At 71.4% G+C, this 17043-nt stretch carries 18 protein-coding genes; 10 read left to right on the top strand and 8 right to left on the bottom strand.

Going from position 1 to position 17043, the window contains the following annotated elements; translation table 11 throughout:
- The first annotated feature begins 1 nt into the window (after nucleotide 1).
- From paaB to AC4D2C_RS09545, 5 genes are all read left to right on the top strand, one after another.
- Nucleotides 2-349, top strand: coding sequence for a 1,2-phenylacetyl-CoA epoxidase subunit PaaB (gene paaB, locus AC4D2C_RS09565; RefSeq protein WP_490906921.1), 348 nt, complete (start codon nucleotides 2-4; stop codon nucleotides 347-349).
- Nucleotides 346-1170: a 1,2-phenylacetyl-CoA epoxidase subunit PaaC gene (gene paaC, locus AC4D2C_RS09560; protein ID WP_490914399.1), complete on the top strand. Its 825-nt coding sequence runs from the start codon at nucleotides 346-348 to the stop codon at nucleotides 1168-1170. Before paaB ends, paaC begins: the two co-directional genes overlap by 4 nt.
- Complete coding sequence (gene paaD / locus AC4D2C_RS09555; protein WP_490914397.1) at nucleotides 1170-1676, top strand: 1,2-phenylacetyl-CoA epoxidase subunit PaaD; 507 nt, start codon at nucleotides 1170-1172, stop codon at nucleotides 1674-1676. Before paaC ends, paaD begins: the two co-directional genes overlap by 1 nt.
- Nucleotides 1676-2806: a 1,2-phenylacetyl-CoA epoxidase subunit PaaE gene (paaE, locus tag AC4D2C_RS09550; RefSeq protein WP_490914396.1), complete on the top strand. Its 1131-nt coding sequence runs from the start codon at nucleotides 1676-1678 to the stop codon at nucleotides 2804-2806. The genes paaD and paaE overlap by 1 nt, the downstream gene beginning before the upstream one ends.
- Before the next feature lie 62 nt (nucleotides 2807-2868).
- Entirely contained in the window at nucleotides 2869-3645 is a 777-nt protein-coding gene (locus AC4D2C_RS09545; protein ID WP_490914805.1) for an enoyl-CoA hydratase/isomerase family protein, read from the top strand.
- Between the two features lie 126 nt (nucleotides 3646-3771).
- On the opposite strand, the gene AC4D2C_RS09540 is transcribed toward AC4D2C_RS09545, so the two are convergent.
- Nucleotides 3772-4341: a CE1759 family FMN reductase gene (locus AC4D2C_RS09540; protein WP_490914394.1), complete on the bottom strand. Its 570-nt coding sequence runs from the start codon at nucleotides 4339-4341 to the stop codon at nucleotides 3772-3774.
- A gap of 151 nt (nucleotides 4342-4492) precedes the next feature.
- On the bottom strand, nucleotides 4493-4936 hold the full coding sequence (locus tag AC4D2C_RS09535; protein ID WP_334210860.1) for an Lrp/AsnC family transcriptional regulator: 444 nt from the start codon (nucleotides 4934-4936) through the stop codon (nucleotides 4493-4495).
- A gap of 205 nt (nucleotides 4937-5141) precedes the next feature.
- Here AC4D2C_RS09535 and pdhA point away from each other — a divergent pair, with 205 nt between their 5' ends.
- From pdhA to AC4D2C_RS09520, 3 genes are read left to right on the top strand one after another with little or no spacing between them, the layout of a single operon-like run.
- The gene (pdhA, locus tag AC4D2C_RS09530; RefSeq protein WP_490914392.1) at nucleotides 5142-6323 is read left to right on the top strand and encodes a pyruvate dehydrogenase (acetyl-transferring) E1 component subunit alpha; all 1182 of its coding nucleotides are present in this window, start codon (nucleotides 5142-5144) and stop codon (nucleotides 6321-6323) included.
- Nucleotides 6320-7402, top strand: coding sequence for an alpha-ketoacid dehydrogenase subunit beta (locus AC4D2C_RS09525; RefSeq protein WP_490914391.1), 1083 nt, complete (start codon nucleotides 6320-6322; stop codon nucleotides 7400-7402). Before pdhA ends, AC4D2C_RS09525 begins: the two co-directional genes overlap by 4 nt.
- A complete protein-coding gene (locus AC4D2C_RS09520) occupies nucleotides 7399-9327 on the top strand; it encodes a dihydrolipoamide acetyltransferase family protein (protein ID WP_490914389.1) in 1929 nt (642 codons plus the stop codon). The genes AC4D2C_RS09525 and AC4D2C_RS09520 overlap by 4 nt, the downstream gene beginning before the upstream one ends.
- On the opposite strand, the gene AC4D2C_RS09515 is transcribed toward AC4D2C_RS09520, so the two are convergent.
- From AC4D2C_RS09515 to AC4D2C_RS09490, 6 genes are all read right to left on the bottom strand, one after another.
- Nucleotides 9222-9494, bottom strand: a complete 273-nt coding sequence (locus tag AC4D2C_RS09515; protein WP_490914387.1) for a hypothetical protein — start codon at nucleotides 9492-9494, stop codon at nucleotides 9222-9224. The two genes, AC4D2C_RS09520 and AC4D2C_RS09515, sit on opposite strands and share 106 nt — an antisense overlap.
- Nucleotides 9495-9590: 96 nt before the next feature.
- A complete protein-coding gene (locus tag AC4D2C_RS09510; protein WP_490914385.1) occupies nucleotides 9591-10205 on the bottom strand; it encodes a GNAT family N-acetyltransferase in 615 nt (204 codons plus the stop codon).
- Nucleotides 10198-10398 carry a hypothetical protein gene (locus tag AC4D2C_RS09505; protein WP_490914383.1) on the bottom strand — a complete coding sequence of 67 codons (201 nt, stop codon included), beginning with the start codon at nucleotides 10396-10398 and terminating at the stop codon, nucleotides 10198-10200. Before AC4D2C_RS09505 ends, AC4D2C_RS09510 begins: the two co-directional genes overlap by 8 nt.
- Before the next feature lie 28 nt (nucleotides 10399-10426).
- Nucleotides 10427-11248: an EamA family transporter gene (locus AC4D2C_RS09500; protein WP_490914803.1), complete on the bottom strand. Its 822-nt coding sequence runs from the start codon at nucleotides 11246-11248 to the stop codon at nucleotides 10427-10429.
- Between the two features lie 47 nt (nucleotides 11249-11295).
- Nucleotides 11296-12036: a B3/B4 domain-containing protein gene (locus AC4D2C_RS09495; protein WP_490914381.1), complete on the bottom strand. Its 741-nt coding sequence runs from the start codon at nucleotides 12034-12036 to the stop codon at nucleotides 11296-11298.
- The gene (locus AC4D2C_RS09490; RefSeq protein WP_490914379.1) at nucleotides 12029-12631 is read right to left on the bottom strand and encodes a helix-turn-helix domain-containing protein; all 603 of its coding nucleotides are present in this window, start codon (nucleotides 12629-12631) and stop codon (nucleotides 12029-12031) included. Before AC4D2C_RS09490 ends, AC4D2C_RS09495 begins: the two co-directional genes overlap by 8 nt.
- Before the next feature lie 861 nt (nucleotides 12632-13492).
- On the opposite strand from AC4D2C_RS09490, the gene AC4D2C_RS09485 reads away from it, so the two are divergent.
- Both AC4D2C_RS09485 and uvrA read left to right on the top strand, forming a co-directional pair.
- Entirely contained in the window at nucleotides 13493-14266 is a 774-nt protein-coding gene (locus AC4D2C_RS09485) for a hypothetical protein (protein ID WP_490914378.1), read from the top strand.
- Nucleotides 14267-14473: 207 nt separating this feature from the next.
- Nucleotides 14474-17014, top strand: a complete 2541-nt coding sequence (gene uvrA, locus AC4D2C_RS09480; RefSeq protein WP_490914801.1) for an excinuclease ABC subunit UvrA — start codon at nucleotides 14474-14476, stop codon at nucleotides 17012-17014.
- Nucleotides 17015-17043: the final 29 nt, after the last annotated feature.

Below are 17043 nucleotides of genomic sequence, written 5' to 3'. Positions count from 1 at the left end.
GGTGACCGGTGGATCGACGACGGGTGACGACGGCGCGACGGCACCGTCCACGGGCCCGCAGGAGGCACGCGCCGCCTGGCCGCTCTGGGAGGTCTTCGTGCGGTCCTCGCGCGGCCTCTCGCACGTCCACGCGGGATCACTGCATGCACCCGACGCCGAGATGGCCGTCCGCAATGCGCGGGACCTCTACACGCGGCGCAACGAGGGCGTGAGCCTCTGGGTGGTCCCGGCGTCGTCCATCGTCACCAGCGACCCCGATGCGAAGGACACCTTCTTCGAATCGCCGCAGGGCAAGGACTACCGGCATGCCACGTACTACACGAAGAGCGAGGGGGTGAAGCACCTGTGAGCGAGGCCAACGCCAGCGCCACCCGCATCACCCCGGGCAACGCGCTGCGCCCCGAGGACATCGCGCTGCTCGAGACCCGACCCGCCGACGCCGTCGCGCAGTACGCGCTGGGGCTGGGCGACGACGCCCTGATCCTGGCGCAGCGCCTCGGCTGGTGGATCTCCCGCGCTCCCGAGCTCGAGGAGGACGTCGCCCTCGCGAACATCGCCCTCGACCAGATCGGCCACGCCCGGTCCTTCCTGACCTACGCCGGGCGGGCCTGGGACAGGACCGAGGACGACCTCGCCTACTTCCGGCGGGAGCCCGAGTTCCGCTCCGTGCACCTCGTCGAGCAGCCCAACGGCGACTTCGCGCGGACCATCGCGCGGCAGCTCGTCGTCGCCCTCTACCAGTGGGAGTTGTACTCGCGGCTCACCGAGTCCACCGACCCGACGCTCGCCGCGATCGCAGCGAAGGCCGTCAAGGAGGTCGACTACCACCGCGACCACAGCATCCAGTGGGTGCTCCGGCTCGCGCTCGGCACCGAGGAGTCGCGCCGGCGCATGATCGCCGGGCTCACGCTCACCTGGCCCTACGTCGAGGAGCTGTTCGCCGACTACCCGCTCATCGACGGGCTCGGCGACGCCGGCGTGCGCCCCAGCAGCCTCAGGACGCCGTTCGATGCAGCGATGCAGGCCGTCCTCGGCGAGGCCGAACTCGAGCTCCCTGCCGTGCCCGGCGCCGTCGGCGGGGGACGCCTCGGCCGCCACAGCGAGCACCTCGGCTACATCCTCGCCGAGATGCAGGTCCTCGCCCGCGAGCATCCGGGAGCGTCGTGGTGATGGTCGCCGACCTGCGCCCCGTGGCCGGGACCCACGCCGCCGTCTGGGACGTCGCGGCCACCGTCTGCGACCCGGAGATCCCCGTGCTCACCATCGAGGACCTGGGCATCCTCCGCGACGCCCGCGTGACGGAGTCGGGACAGGTCCGGGTGACCATCACCCCCACCTACTCGGGCTGCCCCGCGATGGACGCCATCCGCGACGACGTGACGGCGGCACTCCACCGCGCGGGGTACGACGACGTCGCCGTCCGGCTCACGCTCTCGCCGGCCTGGACCACCGACTGGATGAGCGACGACGGCAAGGCCAAGCTCGCCGAGTACGGCATCGCCCCGCCCACGGGGAAGGCCGCCGCCGGTCCCGTGCGGATCGGGCTCAGCGTCAAGTGCCCCCAGTGCTCCTCCCTGGACACCCGCGAGATGACGCGGTTCGGCTCCACCTCCTGCAAGGCGCTCTACGTCTGCAACGCCTGCAGGGAACCCTTCGACTACTTCAAGGTGCACTGATGGCCGTCGTCCTCGCCCCCTCGACCAAACGGCGCAGCGCCTTCCACAGCCTCACCGTCCGCAGCGTCCGTCGCCTCACGGAGGACGCCGTCGAGGTCACGCTCGACGTACCCGCCGACCTGCAGGACAAGTACGACTACCTCCCCGGGCAGTACGTCGCGCTGCGCACCACGCTCGAGATCGACGGCGAGCCGAAGGAGGTGCGGCGGAGCTACTCGATCTGCGCCGATCCGCGTCCCGGTGAACTGCGGGTCGCGGTCAAGCGAGATCTCGGCGGGGTCTTCTCCACCTGGGCCAACGAGTCCCTGAAGGCCGGGGACACCCTCGACGTGATGAGCCCGCTCGGCCAGTTCACGTCCCGCACGACGCCGGGGCAGCAGGCCGTCTCCTTCGTCGCCGTCGCTGCCGGGTCCGGCATCACCCCGGTCATCTCGATCGCCCGGGCCATGCTCGCGGGTGGCCCGAACGTCCGGTTCGACCTCGTCTACGCCAACCGGGCCGCCATGGACGTCATGTTCCTGGAGGAGCTCGCGGACCTGAAGGACCGCTACCCCTCCCGTTTCGCCGTGCACCACGTCCTGTCCCGCGAGCAGCGCATCTCGCCGCTGCTCTCGGGCCGGATCGACGCCGGGAAGCTCGAGCAGCTGCTCGGCACGGTCATCGCGACCGACCGCGTGGACGAGTGGTTCCTCTGCGGACCGTTCGAGCTCGTGCAGCTGTGCCGGGACTTCCTGGCCGCGCGGGGCGTACCCGCGGACTCGGTACGGTTCGAGCTGTTCACCACCGGTGAGCCGGCCCGGCCCGAAGGAAGCATCGGCCGGCCGGTCGTGGCCGACGCCGCCGGTGAGAACTACACCATCTCCTTCAACCTCGACGGCCTCCAGGGGTCCGTGCAGAGCCCGACGCATGCGCGCGAATCGATCCTCAACGCCGCGCTGCGGGTGCGCCCGGACGTGCCGTTCGCCTGCGCCGGGGGAGTGTGCGGGACCTGCCGTGCGAAGGTCGTCGAGGGGTCCGTGGCGATGGAGGAGAACTACGCCCTGGAACCCGACGAGGTGGCGGCCGGCTTCGTCCTCACCTGCCAGGCCCACCCGACCAGCGACGCCGTCGCGGTCGACTACGACGCCTAGGAGCGCCCATGTCCGCACAATCCGAGATCCCGGCGTCGTCGAGCACCGATGCTGCCACCGGCATGGTCCGGCTGGGCATCGCGGACGGTATCGCCGAGGTGGTCCTGGCCGCCCCGTACCGGCTCAACGCCATGGACGAGCAGGCGCTCACCGATCTCGCTTCGGTGTACGCCGAAGCGGCTGCCGGTGTCCGCGAGGGGACCGTCCGGGCCCTCGTGCTGCGCGGCGAGGGTCGGGCGTTCTGCGCCGGACGGGACCTCGGCTCCATCGACCCGGGATCCGACGACGCCTACGGCTTCCTCGATGCCGCGCTGACGCCCCTGCTGCGGACGATGGCGGACTTCCCCGCGCCGACCTTCGCCGCCGCCCAGGGGGCGTGCCTCGGCGTCGGACTCGGCCTGCTCCTCGCGACGGACGTCGTGTACGTGGCGGAGGACGCGAAGATCGGCTCGCCCTTCGCGAACCTCGGGCTCGTCCTCGACTCGGGCGGGCACTGGCTGTTCACCGAGCGGCTGGGCCCGCACCGCGCCCTCGACCTCATGTACACGGGCGACCTCATGAGCGGTGCCGAGGCCGTCGCGGGAGGATTGTTCAGCCGGGCCGTCCCCGCCGCGGACCTGGTCGACTTCACGCGGTCGAAGGCCGTGCGCGCTGCGAGCGGTCCGCTGCAGGCGTTCGTCGCCTCGAAGCAGCTCGTCGGCCGGATCCGGGACGAGCGCCTCGGCCTGTGGGATGCCATCCGGGGGGAGAACGACGTCCAGGGCGTGCTCGGTACCTCGGACGACTACCGCGAGGGCCTGGAGGCGTTCAGGGAGAAGCGGCCGCCGCGTTTCCACTGACGGACGGCAGGCTCCGCAGCGTCCGGTGTCCGGCGGACGCTGCGGGTCGTCCATCCCGCCCGTGTGCGCGCAGCGATACTTCCCGGGCCGGTCGACGGCGACCGGGTCAGGACCCGGTCCGGGGCATCAGCCCGCGAGCGCGAGTGCCGCGCTGCTGCCCAGGGCCCGCGCGAGTTCGTCCGCCGCTCGGCGTGCACGCTCGTGCAGGGCCAGCGCATCCGCCTCGACCGCCCAGTCGGACGCCGTCGCGAAGACGGCCGTCGGCACCACTGGTGTGCGCAGGTAGGAGAACAGCGGTCGCAGCGCATGATCCAGCACCAGCGCGTGGCGGAGGCTGCCGCCCGTCGCGCCGATGATCGTCGGGGTCCCGGTGATCGCCGTGGGATCGAGCAGGTCGATGAACGCCTTGAACATCCCGCTGTAGGAAGCTGCGAAGACAGGCGTGACGACCACGAGCGCGTCGGCGGCACCCACCGTCGCGAGGGCTTCTTCGAGGCGGGCGCTGACCGGGCCGGTGAAGGCCGCGGCGATGTCGCCGAACAGGTCGCGGAGCTCGATCACCGTGGGGTCCACCTGCGTGCCGGCCGGGGCGAGGGCGGCCGCTACCTCGTCGGCGAGCAGGTCGGCCAGCAGCCTGCTGGACGACGGCGTGCTCACCCCTGCCGCCACCACCACGAGCCCGACCCTCTCCGGCATGGTCTGTGCCGGCCCAGTTCCATAGCTTTGCATGTTCTGGTGAACGCGATGGCGCGGTCCGCCATTCCCGGGCCGAGACCGGGGCGTGGGGAGGACCTCCAGCTCCGCAGGGCCCGCAGGGAAGTACGCGGTGCTCCCCGACCGGGGGGTTTCAGCGCGTGTCCAGGTCCTCGAAGACGAGGAAGGTCTGGGTGTCAAGCACTCCCGGCATCGACTGGAGCTGGTCGAAGATCACGCGCCGCAGTCCCACGTTGTCCTCGGCCCGTACCAGGAGGATCACGTCGAAGTCACCGCCCACGAGCGCGATGTGGTGGATCTCCGGGACGTTCCGGAGCTTCTCCCTGAGCTCCCGCCACGAGTGCTGCCGCACCTTCAGGGTCACGTAGGCGGAGGACCGCAGGCCGGCCTTCGTCGGGTCGATGATCGCGGTGAAGCGCGTCAGGACCCCGTCCTCGGTGAGCCTCGCGATGCGCGAGTAAGCGTGCGCGCGGGAGATATGCACCCGCTCGGCCACGGAGGTGACGGACTGCCGGCCGTCCCTCGTCAGCTCGGCGAGGATCTTCCGGTCGACGTCGTCGAGGGTTCCGTCCGCCACGTGTCAACGCTCCTTCGCGTAATCCAGCTCACACTGCCAATTCGTCCAAAGAATACCGCCTATCGATCGTCATCATCCAGAGTCCTGCAACTTCGTGGATACAAAAGAGGCCGCTGACCATACTTGATCTACACAGCATCCAGCGCCGGAGCTACCGCTCCCAGCTGGAAGAGGCGCCGCTCCTGCGGCGCGTGATGGAGGCGGAATGAGTACGGCAACGAACAAGGGACGTGGAAGCCTGATGGGCGGAGCGCCCGGCGGAACACCGTCGGCGCACGCACTGCTTCCCTCGGCCGAGCCCGTGCAGCTGGTCGACCAGGACGGGCAGCCGACCGACGACGAGCGCTACCCGATGCCGGACGGCGAGCGGATGCTGGATGCCTACGCTCGCCTGGTCACAGGGCGCCGCATCAACGACCAGGCCAATGCGCTCGTGCGCCAGGGGCGTCTCGCGGTCTACCCGTCGTCGCACGGGCAGGAGGCGTGCCAGGTCGCGGCCGCCGTCGTGCTGGGCGGGGAGGACTGGCTGTTCCCCACTTACCGCGACACGGTCGCCGTCATCACGCGCGGCGTCGACCCCCTCGAGGTGCTCACCCTGCTGCGCGGGGACTGGCACGCGGGCTACGACCCGTACCAGCACCGTGTCGCCACCCAGGCCACGCCGCTCGCCACGCAACTGTTGCACGCGGTCGGCGTCGCCCATGCCGCGAAGCTGCGCGGCGAGTCCACCGTGGCCCTGGCGATGTGCGGCGACGGTGCGACGAGCGAGGGGGACTTCCACGAGGCCCTGAACTTCGCCGCCGTCTTCCACGTCCCCGTGGTCTTCTTCATCCAGAACAACGAGTTCGCGATCTCGGTACCGCTGAAGAACCAGACGGTGGCTCCCTCCCTGGCGCACAAGGCCATCGGCTACGGCATGCCGGGCGAGCGTGTGGACGGCAACGACCTCGCGGCACTCCTCGCCGTGCTCGGCGCCGCGGTGGACAGGGCGCGCGACGGTGGCGGGCCCTCGCTGGTCGAGGCACACACCTACCGCATGCAGGCGCACACCAACGCCGACGACGCCACCCGCTACCGTTCCGCCGAGGACGTCGAGCGCTGGGTGCCGAGGGACCCGATCGCGCGGATGCGCTCCTACCTGCGGGCACTGGACCTGCTGACGGAGGAGGGCGAGCGGGTGCTCGCCGACGAGGCGGACGCTGTCGCCGCGGCGATCCGCAGCGGACTCAATACGGAGGTCGACGTGAACCCGGCAGAACTCTTCGAATACGTCTATACGGAGAAGACGTCGCAGCTGCGTGAGCAGGCTGCGCTGTTGCGCGAGGAACTGGCTCGGGACGCGGCAGCGGCCGGGACCGACGGTTCGACGGGAGGGGACCAGCGATGACGCAGACAGCACTCGGCGCTCCTGCGCCGGGCACCGACGGCAGTCCCGGGACCGGTGCGCGCCCCGCTCCCCGGGCCACGACGTTCGCGAAGGCCCTCAACGCCGCGCTCGCCGACGCGATGCAGGCCGACGCTGCCGTCCTGATGTTCGGCGAGGACGTCGGCACGCTGGGTGGCGTCTTCCGCATCACCGACGGCCTCACCGCCCGCTTCGGTGAGGAGCGCTGCTTCGACACGCCGCTCGCCGAGGCCGGCATCATGGGCATGGCCGTGGGCATGGCGATGAACGGCATGAAGCCCGTCGTCGAGATGCAGTTCGACGCGTTCGCCTACCCGGCCTTCGAACAGGTGGTCAGCCACGTCGCGAAGATGCCGAACCGGACGAAGGGCAAGGTGCGCCTGCCGATCGTCATCCGTATCCCGTATGCCGGTGGGATCGGCGGGGTGGAGCACCACTGCGACTCCTCCGAGGCCTACTACGCCCACACGCCCGGCCTGACGGTGCTCGCCCCGGCCACGGTCCGCGACGCCTACTTCATGCTGCGCGAGGCCATCGCCTCTCCCGATCCCGTGGTGTTCCTCGAGCCCAAGAAGCTGTACTGGTCGAAGGAGGAGGTGGATCTCGCCGAGCTCCGCCGCACCTTCGACGACGGCCAGGCGCCGCGGCGCATCGGCCGCGCCGTCGTCGCCCGCCCGGGCACCGACGCGACCCTCATCACCTACGGGCCGTCCGTCCCCACCGCGCTCGCCGCAGCTGCGGCGGCTGCCGAGGAGGGCCGTTCGATCGAGGTCATCGATCTGCGCTCCATCGTCCCGTTCGACGACGAGACCGTCTGTGCGAGTGTCCGGAGGACCGGCCGCGCCGTCGTCGTGGCCGAGGCCCCCGGCTTCGCGTCGGTGGCGTCCGAGATCGTGGCCCGCGTGCAGGAACGCTGCTTCCACTCGCTCGCCGCACCGGTGCTCCGCGTGACCGGCTTCGACATCCCCTACCCGTCGCCGAAGCTGGAGCACTTCTACCTGCCGAGCGTCGACCGCATCCTCGACGCCGTCGACGCCCTCCAGTGGGAGGATCGGCCGTGAGCGTGCCGACCATCGCGTCGGGGCTCCTCGTGTTCGGCCTGCCCGACCTCGGTGAAGGCCTCACAGAGGCGGAGCTCGTGTCCTGGCTCGTGGCCGAGGGTGACACCATCGTCGTCGACCAGCCCGTCGCCGAGGTGGAGACCGCCAAGTCCGTGGTCGAGGTGCCGTCGCCCTTCGCCGGCACCGTCGCCGTGCTGCACGGTCGGCCGGGCGAGGTGCTCGACGTCGGGGCACCGTTCCTGTCCGTCCGACCGGAGGGCGTCGAGCCCGCAGCCGGAGGCCCCGTGTCCGGCGCTCCCGCTGCAGTCTCCGCCCCGACGGCCCAGGGGAACCCGGCGGCTGTCGCTGGATCGCGGTCTGCTACTGAAGCGTCGTCCGGCGCTGGATCGCCGTCTGCTACTGAAGCGTCGTCTGTCGCTGCGGCGGCAGCGGCACTGCGCGGGGATGCCGGTGTACCCACGGCGGCCACGCAGGGCGGCGGCGAGGGACCGGCCGAGGCCGAGGGTTCCGGCAACGTCCTGATCGGTTACGGGACGCCCGGCGCGCTCGCGGGCGGGCGGCGGCGCCCTCGGCGGGGAGCGCCACCCCGCTCGGGAGCGACGCCGGTGGACGCCGATGCGCCTGCCCTTGCACATGACACTGCTCCGGCCACTACACGTGACACTGCTCCGGCCACTGCTCAGGCCGCTCCCTCCGTGCCCGGGGTGGCCGGTGCGTCCCGGCCGATCGACGCGCCTGGAGTCGAGCGGGCCACGGCATCGGCTGACGCTCCGGCCGCCGCGCCCCTGTGCGTGTCGCCGCTCGTCCGCAAACTCGCCCGCGACCACGGTCTGCGCCTCGACGACATCCGCGGATCGGGGGAGAAGGGGCTGATCCTGCGCCGCGACGTCGAGCAGGCCGTCGCGGAACCCAGGACGTCGCCTGCCGCCGGGCAGTCGCCGTCGGACGGGAGCCCCGAAGGCAGCGGCACGCAGGCAGCCGGCCGACCGGCCGACCCTGTAGACACTGTCGACACTGTCGACCCCCGATCAGGGCTCGCGGTCCTCGACCGTACCCCCCTCCGCGGTGTGCGCCGGACGATCGCCGACGCGATGTCCCGCAGCCGGCGCGAGATCCCGGAAGCGACCGTGTGGGTGGACGTGGACGTGACGGCCCTCGTCGAGCTGCGGGAGGGGATGAAGCGGAGGACGCCCGAGGCCGTACCCGGCATGCTGGCCTTCGTGGCACGCTTCGTCGTCGCCGGTCTCGCCCGCTACCCGGAACTGAACACCAGGATCGCCACGCGGGACGACGGCAGCCTGGAGATCGTGCACGTCGAGGGCGTCAACCTCGGCATCGCCGCGCAGACCGACCGGGGGCTCGTGGTCCCCAGCGTGCGCCGGGCGGACACGCTGTCGGCGCGCGAGCTCGACGCCGAGATCCGCCGCCTGGCCACCCTCGCCCGCAGTGGCAGGGCGACGCCGTCGGACCTGTCCTCCGGCACCTTCACGCTGAACAACTACGGGGTCTTCGGCGTGGACGGCAGTGCGGCGATCATCAACTACCCGGAGTCGGCGATCCTCGGCATGGGCCGGATCATCGACCGTCCGTGGGTGGTCGACGGTCAGCTCGCGGTGCGGAAGGTGACCGAGCTGACGCTCGCCTTCGACCACCGCGTGTGCGACGGCGGCACGGCCGGAGGCTTCCTGCGCTTCGTCGCGGATGCGATGGAGAATCCCGGGGGCATGCTCGCCGACCTGGAGTCGTCGGACCCGTCGTCCGCCGCTGTCGTGTCCGCCACTGTCGTGTCCGCCACTGTCGTGTCCCCGGGGCCCGGCTGCTACTCGTCGGGGTCGCGCAGCAGCCCCCGCTGGGCGAGGTCAGCGTCGGGTGACGACTCCTCGGGCAGGGGATCCGTCGCGGGCGGCACGTCCTCGGACACGTAGTCCTTGAGGCCCACGGCCACTTCCTCCCGCTCGGTGGCGAGGGCGAGGGCATCGTCGTCGACATGGTCGTCGGACTTCCCGTGGGTCCGGCGTGAGGGGCGGGGCAGGGCGTCGTTGTCGGGATTGAGATCGTCGAGGGTGGGGAACTCTTCGTTGATATCAGCCATCCTCCCATCCTAGGAAAGCACCGCGCGGGGGTCCACCGGGGTACCGGGCAGTGTTCGGCTTCCGCAGGCAGGCCCGGCGGCCTATGGTCCGGCGGCTCATGGTCCGGTGGCCGTGGCGGATGCCCGAGCGCTGTCGGGTGGGGCCGGCGTGGTCCGCTCGCGGACACTGGCATACAGCAGCATGTCCCGTCGCTCGCCGCCGATCTCCTGGTGGGACCTCAGCAGACCCTCGCAGACGTAGCCGGCCCGCTCCGCGGTCCTGACGGATGCCGTGTTCCACGGCTCGATGAAGAGCTCGATCCGGTGGATCGCCGGAAGGGACCAGGCGAACCCGGTCACCGCCCGCACGGCGTCGGCGGCAAGGCCTCGGCCGCGAAAGGACGGGGCGATCGCGTAGCCGACCGTCGCGCGACCCGCTCCGGACTCCCGTAACCAGAGGCCCACGAAGCCCACGCACCGCCCCTGGGCGGTATCGACGACGGCGAAGGAGAATCCCGCACCCTCCGCGTGGCGTGCCCTCTGCCGCTCCACCCACAATCCGGCCTGCCCGGCCGTGGCACGGGGAGGGAGGGTGCCGATCATCGGCACGTACGGATCCTGTGAGAGCTCCCTGGCAGCATCGGCGTCGTCCCGGCGGAACTGCCGCAACTCGACGCGGCCGTGGGTCGGGGCGAGCAGGGGCCACGGGGGAACAGCGCCGGCGCTACCCATCGCCGGGGGTCCGCCAGAAGTCCGCCTCGCGGGCGGGGTGCGGCGGGATGACCTGCGGAAGGGCCCGGACCATCATCAGCCCGCGCTGTTCCGGGGCGAAAGCCTGGGGCATGTCCCTGATCCTTCCGAGCCGGAGGTCCCCGGCCTCACGCCAGTCGCCCTCCGTCGTCGGCCTGACCGTCATCCTGCCCATCCCACCAATCTAGCGGGCGGCGCTCGCGTCAGCTCCGTGCCGCGGTCTCGACGGGGGCAGGCCGGCGGCCGCGGCGTTGCGCGCCCGCGCCGGCCAGGACCACGAGGAGGATCCCGAGGACCTGGAACGGGGATGGTTGCTGGTGGAGGATCACCAGCCCCAGCAGGAGACCCAGGGCGGGTTCCAGCGCCATGAGCGTCCCGAACGCGGCAGCCGTCATCCGCCGCAGCGCCAGCATCTCGAGCGCGAAGGGCAGGACCGGAAGCAGGAGGGCGAGGCCGGCCGCGGCCCCGAGGATGGGAAGGGTCACGTGCCCTGCCGCCTGCGGGATGCCGACGACGGCGGCGGTGATGGCGGCGACGGGAATCGTCAGGGACAGCGAGGAGATCCCGGTGAAACGGTCGCCGATGCGCTGCGTCAGCATGATGTAGACCCCCCAGCCCACGGCGGCGAGTGCCGCGTACAGGACGCCCTCCAGATTCACCTCACCGTGCCACGGCTCGGTGAGGAGCACCACCCCGCACAGCGCGAGGCCGGGCCAGGCCAGCGCCGGCAGGGAGTGGCTGCGGAGGGCCGCGACGGTGAGCGGACCGAGGAACTCGATGGCGACAGCCGTTCCGAGTGGGATGTGCTCGAGCGCGGAGAGGAAACCGACCGTCATGAGTCCGGTGGTGACGCCCAGCCCGAGCAGCACGGGCACATCGGTCCGCCGGATCCGGGACAGGGGTGGTCGGGCGATGATCAGGAAGATCACTGCGCCCATCGTCAGTCGGAGCCATGCGGTACCGGCAGCACCCACCTCGGCGATGAGACCCACCGAGAGTGCCGAGCCCAGCTGCACCGACAGCATCGCGGTGACAGCGAACCCCCACGGCGGTACCGTGCGTGCCGCCCCGGTCACGGGGTGCTCCCGGTCGGGTCGGTCTGCCGGCGGCCGAGGACGCGGCGGGCGACGGTGACGTCCGGTCCGAGACGGAGCAGGTGGCCCGCGAGGTCGTCGGCGGCCGCGGTGAGGTCGTCGTCGGTGCTGGGTGCGAGGGCGTCGAGGATGAACAGCGCCGTCGTGGTGTCGTCGGTCAGCCGGGTGCGGCGGCCCTGGCGCCAGTTCCAGCGGCGGCAGGTGACGCCCTCGTCATCGCGCCAGACGACCTCGCCCGGCTCGGGGTGCTCGACGACGGGCTCGCCGTTGCTCGAGGTGTCGAAGACCTCCTCTCCGGTGGCACGGACGAGGGCGGGAGCGCCACGGTATCGGCCGAGGTCCTCGCCGCCGAGCGGGATCAGGTGTAGCACGGAGACGGCGTTGTAGATGTCGGTCAGCCGGTTGACGCGCGGCAGGCCCGAGGGGCCGCGGCGCAGGAGGGCTTCGAGGCTGTTGCGGGTGCGGTTCGGTCTGGCACCGAAGGCCTGGTACGCCTCACGCCATGCCGCCACGGCCGGCAGGTCGGCCACCGGCCGGTCCACGGCGAGGATCGCGGCTTCGGCCGCCTGCAGCAGTGCCTCGCTCTTCGCGTCGCCCGGTCCCGGGACGAGTCCGTCGACGGCGATCAGCAGCGCCCGGTAGTCAGGGCGCAGCGTGAGGACGGCGTCGTCGACCCGGGCGGTGTCGAGGAAGTCGCGCAGGGGAGCGGCGTCACGCATGGGACACCTCCTGACGGGCGGATCCGACACCCGGTTCGAAGACGGCGAGGGAGAATCTGACCGCCTCTGCACCCCGGTTGCTGTAGGAGTGCGCCACATCTCCGGGGAACGTCATCGCGTCCCCCTCCGTCAGGGAGACCGTGTCCTCCCCGACGGAGACCGTGACGCTGCCGGACCGGACGTGCAGGAGTTCCTTCGTCCCGGCCGCGTGGGCCTCGCTCGCATGGTGGTCGCCGGGTTCGAGGATCCAGTCCCACAGCTCCACGACGTCGGGTGACTGCGTGCCGGCGACCAGAGTCCCCCGACCCCCGAGTTCTCCCGTCCACAGTGCGGCGCCGTCGCCGTTACGCGTGACGGCCAGCGACCGGGACCGTGGGGGTTCGACCAGTGCGGGCAGGCCGACGCCGAGGGCGTCGCTGATTCTCAGCAGTGTGCCCACGCTCGGATTCACGGCGCCCTGCTCGACGTTGACGACCATGCGACGGCTCACGCCGGCTGCGTCGGCGAGCTGATCGAGTGTCCAGCGCCGGCCCTGACGTTCGAGCCGCACCCGTTCGCCGATCGCTGTTGCAAGTCCTGTCGCGTTCTCATCCATAAGTGCAGCATAGTGCACTTGAAGTGCATTGGGCGAGGAGGAGGTTCGACAGGGGTTCCGGGCCATGTGCTCCTCTCCGGGGTTCATCCGTTCCTGGCGTGCGCACGTGGTGAAGATCATGGGCTCCGGGCGGCCCGGATGCGCCCATACTGGAGACATCAGATCGGGCTCATCCTGGTGATGCGGACGATCCTGTCGAAGGGACACGCCTCGCGGTGTGCCCGCCGGGCATCTCCTCGGGCCGTCAAGCAGCCGGCGGTCCGAGGAACGTCCCCTCCCGCGAGGACTCCGCCCGCTTCTCCAGTATCGCGGGGGTGCCGGCCAGGCGCGGCCCGTGCGGCCGCCGGGAATCGGGTTGCCGTCGCCCCCAACCTGCCCGACCGGACCCCTGCCGACCGGTGACGCCCCTTCCCCGCGGCTCTGCCACGGAAATCTTGATGGGAAGCACCGGGTGGGCGTGAATCGCGGCGGTGCATAGTGGAAGCACCCTGAAAGATGTCCCCGACCCGTTCGCGGGACTCCGCCGGATACACCGACGAGCCTCGTGCACGAACGTGGGAGTCTTTCCGTCCGTCAAGCAGCCGGCGCATGGGAAGACGTCGGCGGCACGTCCACGACCGAAGCTCCGGACGAGAACCCAGGGATTGTAAAGACCACCGACCTGAACGGCAACCGCTGTCGCGATCAGCGACAGCAGGTGGAGGATGGGGAACGAGGAAGCTGCGCCGCGGCGGGATCCCGATCGGGATCCGCTTGCTGGGAAGTGCACGCACGCGACGAAGCGCTCGAGCAATACCCGCGGGTTCGACTCCGGGCCCGTTCTCACCACGCAGTGATCGCACAGTGAAGGATACAAATCCCATGAACAAGATGCGCCTCCTCGCAGTACCCGCCCTCGCCATCAGCGCCGTCGCTCTGGCAGGGTCCCCGGCGGTGGCCGCCGATGGCAGCTACTCGTCGACCCTCGGTCAGCTCAACGGCACCACCGGCACCGGCACCGTCACCCTCGACGTCGTGGGCGACCAGGCCACGATCAACCTCCAGGTGTCCGGCCTCGCCGAGACGTTCCAGGGTGCCCCGTACCCGCACGTGCAGCACATCCACGGCGGAGCCACCGGTACCTGTCCCACGCCCGCGAACGACGCCAACGCCGATGGCATCGTCAGCGTCACCGAGAGCGCCCCCGTCTACGGTGGCATCCTGGCGACGGTCACGACGTCGGGCCCCACGAGCCCTGCGGAGGCCCTGAACCTCCAGCTGGGTGGGCAGGGTGGGAACTACGCCATCCAGCGCACCTTCACCGTCGACGCCGCCACCCTGGCGGAACTCGAAGCGGGCAGGGCCGTGTTCAACGTGCACGGCCTCGATCCCGCCACGACGCCGTCGACGCCCGAGGCGTTCAACGCGCCCAGCGATCTCGACCCGTCACTGCCCCTGGGTGCTACGTCGACCGCGCTGTGCGGCACCCTCGTGAAGACCCAGATGGGCGCGATGCCGTCCGGCGGGGCGGGCACGGGCGCCACGGTGGAGCCCTCCTCCAGCCAGGCCGGCATGATCGCCCTCGGCGGGGGCCTGGTGCTCGCGGCTGCGGTCGGTGGCACGTACGCGGTGCGCCGGAGCCACGCGAAGGCCTGACACCGGCTGCCGCACGTCCGGTCCGCCCTGCCGCTCCCCCCGGGGTCCGGCGGGGCGGACCGACGCGACGCACAGCGGCCGCCGTGCGCACCCCCGGTGCGCGGCAGCCGCTGTCCTGTCTTCCGAGGCCACCGCGCCTCCCGTCCTCCCCACCCCGTGTCCTCCCCGCGCTCCGACGACCGTAGGGTGGGGTTGGTGATCGAACCGATGAACAGTCTCCCCTCGGACACGAGTACCCGCGACGGTTTCGTCCGGGTCCGGGGTGCAAGCGAGAACAACCTGCGCGGCGTCGACGTCGACTGCCCACGGGACGCCGTCGTCGCCTTCACGGGTGTGTCCGGCTCGGGGAAGTCCTCGCTGGCCTTCGGCACCATCTACGCGGAGGCCCAGCGCCGGTACCTCGAATCGGTCGCACCCTACGCGCGCAGGCTCCTCCAGCAGGGGAACATGCCGCACGTCGCCTCCATCACCGGGCTCCCTCCCGCCGTCGCCCTGCAGCAGCGCCGCGGGACCCCGAGTGTGCGCTCCACCGTGGGCACCCTGACCACGCTCTCCAATTCGCTCCGGATGCTGTACTCACGTGCCGGGACCTATCCCGCGGACACCCCGGACAGGCTGGAGTCCGACGCCTTCTCGCCCAACACCGCTGCCGGTGCGTGCCCGCGCTGCCATGGCCTCGGGGTGGCGCGCGACGTCACCGAGAAGACGCTCGTCCCGGACCCGTCCCTGACCATCCGCGAGGGCGCCATCGCCGCCTGGCCCGGCGCCTGGCAGGGCAAGAACCTGCGCGACGTCGTCAGCGAGCTCGGCTACGACATCGACGTCCCATGGCGCGAGCTCCCGGAGGAGGCGCGCACGTGGCTCCTCTTCACGGAGGAGCAGCCGGTGGTGCAGGTGACGCCGCAGCGCGACCGCGTGGCCAAACCCTACAAGGGACGGTTCTGGAGTGCGAAGAGCTATGTCATGCACACCCTGCACGACTCCCAGAGCCAGCAGATGCGTGACCGCGTGCTGCCGTTCATGGAATCCGGCCCCTGCGGGCTGTGCGGCGGCACTGGGCTGCGGCCCGAAGCGCTCGCCGTGACGTTCGGCGGGCTCTCGATCTCCGAGACCAACGCCCTGCCGCTGGAGGACCTGGCCGCGCACCTGGAACCTGCTGCGACGCTCGAGCATCCCACCGCCGCGTACCGCTCCTCCACCTCGGGTGAGGGCACGGAGGTGTCGGTCACGATCAGCAGGGACCTGGTCCAGCGGCTCGGTGTCCTGGTGGACCTCGGACTCGGGTACCTCAGCCTCAGCCGGGCGACGCCCACCCTCTCACCGGGCGAGATGCAGCGCCTGCGGATCGCGACGCAGCTGCGGTCCGGCCTCTTCGGCGTCGTCTACGTGCTCGACGAACCGTCCGCGGGACTGCACCCGGCCGACGTCGAGCCGCTCCTGGCCGTCCTCGAAGCCCTCAAGGACGCCGGGAACACCGTGTTCGTGGTGGAGCACAACATGGACGTCGTGCGGCGCTCGGACTGGATCGTCGACGTCGGTCCTGCGGCGGGGGAGGGTGGCGGCACCATCGTCTACAGCGGACCCGCCGACGGGCTCGCCGATGTGCCCGGGTCCGTCACGGCTCCCTTCCTCGCCCGGACCGCACCCGACGGTGCTGCGTCACGGGAACCGCGTGAACCCGCCGGCTGGCTGCGCCTCGAAGGGATCCACCGCCACAACCTGCGGGGGCTCGACGCCGACGTCCCGGTGGGGGTCCTGACCGCCGTGACCGGCGTCTCGGGCTCGGGGAAGTCCACGCTGGTCGGCAAGGTGCTCGCTGAGACGGTCGGTGCCCGGGTGCGGGACGAGACGCCGAGCGATGGCGGCGGGACGGCCGACGACGACGACGCGGTGACCACCGTCGTGGGGCGCCTCGACGGTATCGAGGACATCGACCGCCTCGTCAGCGTGGACCAGAAGCCGATCGGGCGGACGCCACGCTCGAACCTCGCCACCTACACAGGGCTGTTCGACGCGGTTCGGAAGGCCTTCGCGGCGACCCCCGAGGCGAGGTCGAAGGGCTTCGGCGCGGGCCGCTTCTCCTTCAACGTGCAGGGCGGCCGGTGCGAGACCTGCCAGGGCGAGGGCTTCGTCGCGGTGGAGCTCCTGTTCCTCCCCGGGAGCTACGGTCCCTGCCCGGTGTGCCACGGCGCCCGGTACAACGAGGAGACGCTGACCGTGCCGCTCCGGGGACGCACCATCGCGGACGTCCTCGCGATGACGGTCGATGACGCCGCCCCGTTCTTCGCGGATCTCCCCGGCGTGGCGCGTTCGCTCGCCACACTCAGGGAGGTGGGACTGGGATACCTGCGCCTCGGGCAGCCGGCCACCGAGCTGTCGGGAGGCGAGGCCCAGCGCATCAAGCTCGCGACCGAACTGCAGCGCGCACGGCGCGGGCACACCCTGTACCTGCTGGACGAACCGACCACGGGCCTGCATCCCGCGGACGTCGTCCTGCTGCTCGGGCAGCTGCGCAAACTCGTGGAGGCCGGCAACACGGTGGTCGTCGTCGAGCACACCATGGCGGTCGTGGCAGCGGCCGACTGGGTGATCGACCTGGGCCCCGGCGGCGGGTCGGCGGGCGGGAGTATCGTCGCGACCGGCACGCCCCGGGACGTGGCGGCGCTCGATGCCGGGACCAGCGTCACGGCCCGCTACCTGGCGGCGCATCTGGAGGCCCGTCCCGACGGCGGCCCTCGGGCGGCCTGACAGGGCAGCCTGAGCGGGCGGCCTGAGCG

It is taken from the genome of Arthrobacter sp. TJ-240 (genome assembly GCF_058269195.1).
This window is presented reverse-complemented; position numbering and strand designations above follow the sequence as displayed.

Excerpts from the sequence above, each read along its gene's own strand:
- uvrA (WP_490914801.1), top strand. The coding sequence starts at position 14,474 with ATGAACAGTCTCCCCTCGGACACGAGTACCCGCGACGGTTTCGTCCGG.
- AC4D2C_RS09540 (WP_490914394.1), bottom strand. The coding sequence starts at position 4,341 with ATGCCGGAGAGGGTCGGGCTCGTGGTGGTGGCGGCAGGGGTGAGCACG.
- AC4D2C_RS09515 (WP_490914387.1), bottom strand. The coding sequence starts at position 9,494 with ATGGCTGATATCAACGAAGAGTTCCCCACCCTCGACGATCTCAATCCC.
- paaD (WP_490914397.1), top strand. The coding sequence starts at position 1,170 with ATGGTCGCCGACCTGCGCCCCGTGGCCGGGACCCACGCCGCCGTCTGG.
- AC4D2C_RS09525 (WP_490914391.1), top strand. The coding sequence starts at position 6,320 with ATGACGCAGACAGCACTCGGCGCTCCTGCGCCGGGCACCGACGGCAGT.
- AC4D2C_RS09490 (WP_490914379.1), bottom strand. The coding sequence starts at position 12,631 with ATGGATGAGAACGCGACAGGACTTGCAACAGCGATCGGCGAACGGGTG.
- AC4D2C_RS09545 (WP_490914805.1), top strand. The coding sequence starts at position 2,869 with ATGGTCCGGCTGGGCATCGCGGACGGTATCGCCGAGGTGGTCCTGGCC.
- paaE (WP_490914396.1), top strand. The coding sequence starts at position 1,676 with ATGGCCGTCGTCCTCGCCCCCTCGACCAAACGGCGCAGCGCCTTCCAC.
- pdhA (WP_490914392.1), top strand. The coding sequence starts at position 5,142 with ATGAGTACGGCAACGAACAAGGGACGTGGAAGCCTGATGGGCGGAGCG.
- AC4D2C_RS09495 (WP_490914381.1), bottom strand. The coding sequence starts at position 12,036 with ATGCGTGACGCCGCTCCCCTGCGCGACTTCCTCGACACCGCCCGGGTC.
- AC4D2C_RS09500 (WP_490914803.1), bottom strand. The coding sequence starts at position 11,248 with ATGCTGTCGGTGCAGCTGGGCTCGGCACTCTCGGTGGGTCTCATCGCC.
- AC4D2C_RS09485 (WP_490914378.1), top strand. The coding sequence starts at position 13,493 with ATGAACAAGATGCGCCTCCTCGCAGTACCCGCCCTCGCCATCAGCGCC.
- AC4D2C_RS09510 (WP_490914385.1), bottom strand. The coding sequence starts at position 10,205 with ATGGGTAGCGCCGGCGCTGTTCCCCCGTGGCCCCTGCTCGCCCCGACC.
- AC4D2C_RS09505 (WP_490914383.1), bottom strand. The coding sequence starts at position 10,398 with ATGGGCAGGATGACGGTCAGGCCGACGACGGAGGGCGACTGGCGTGAG.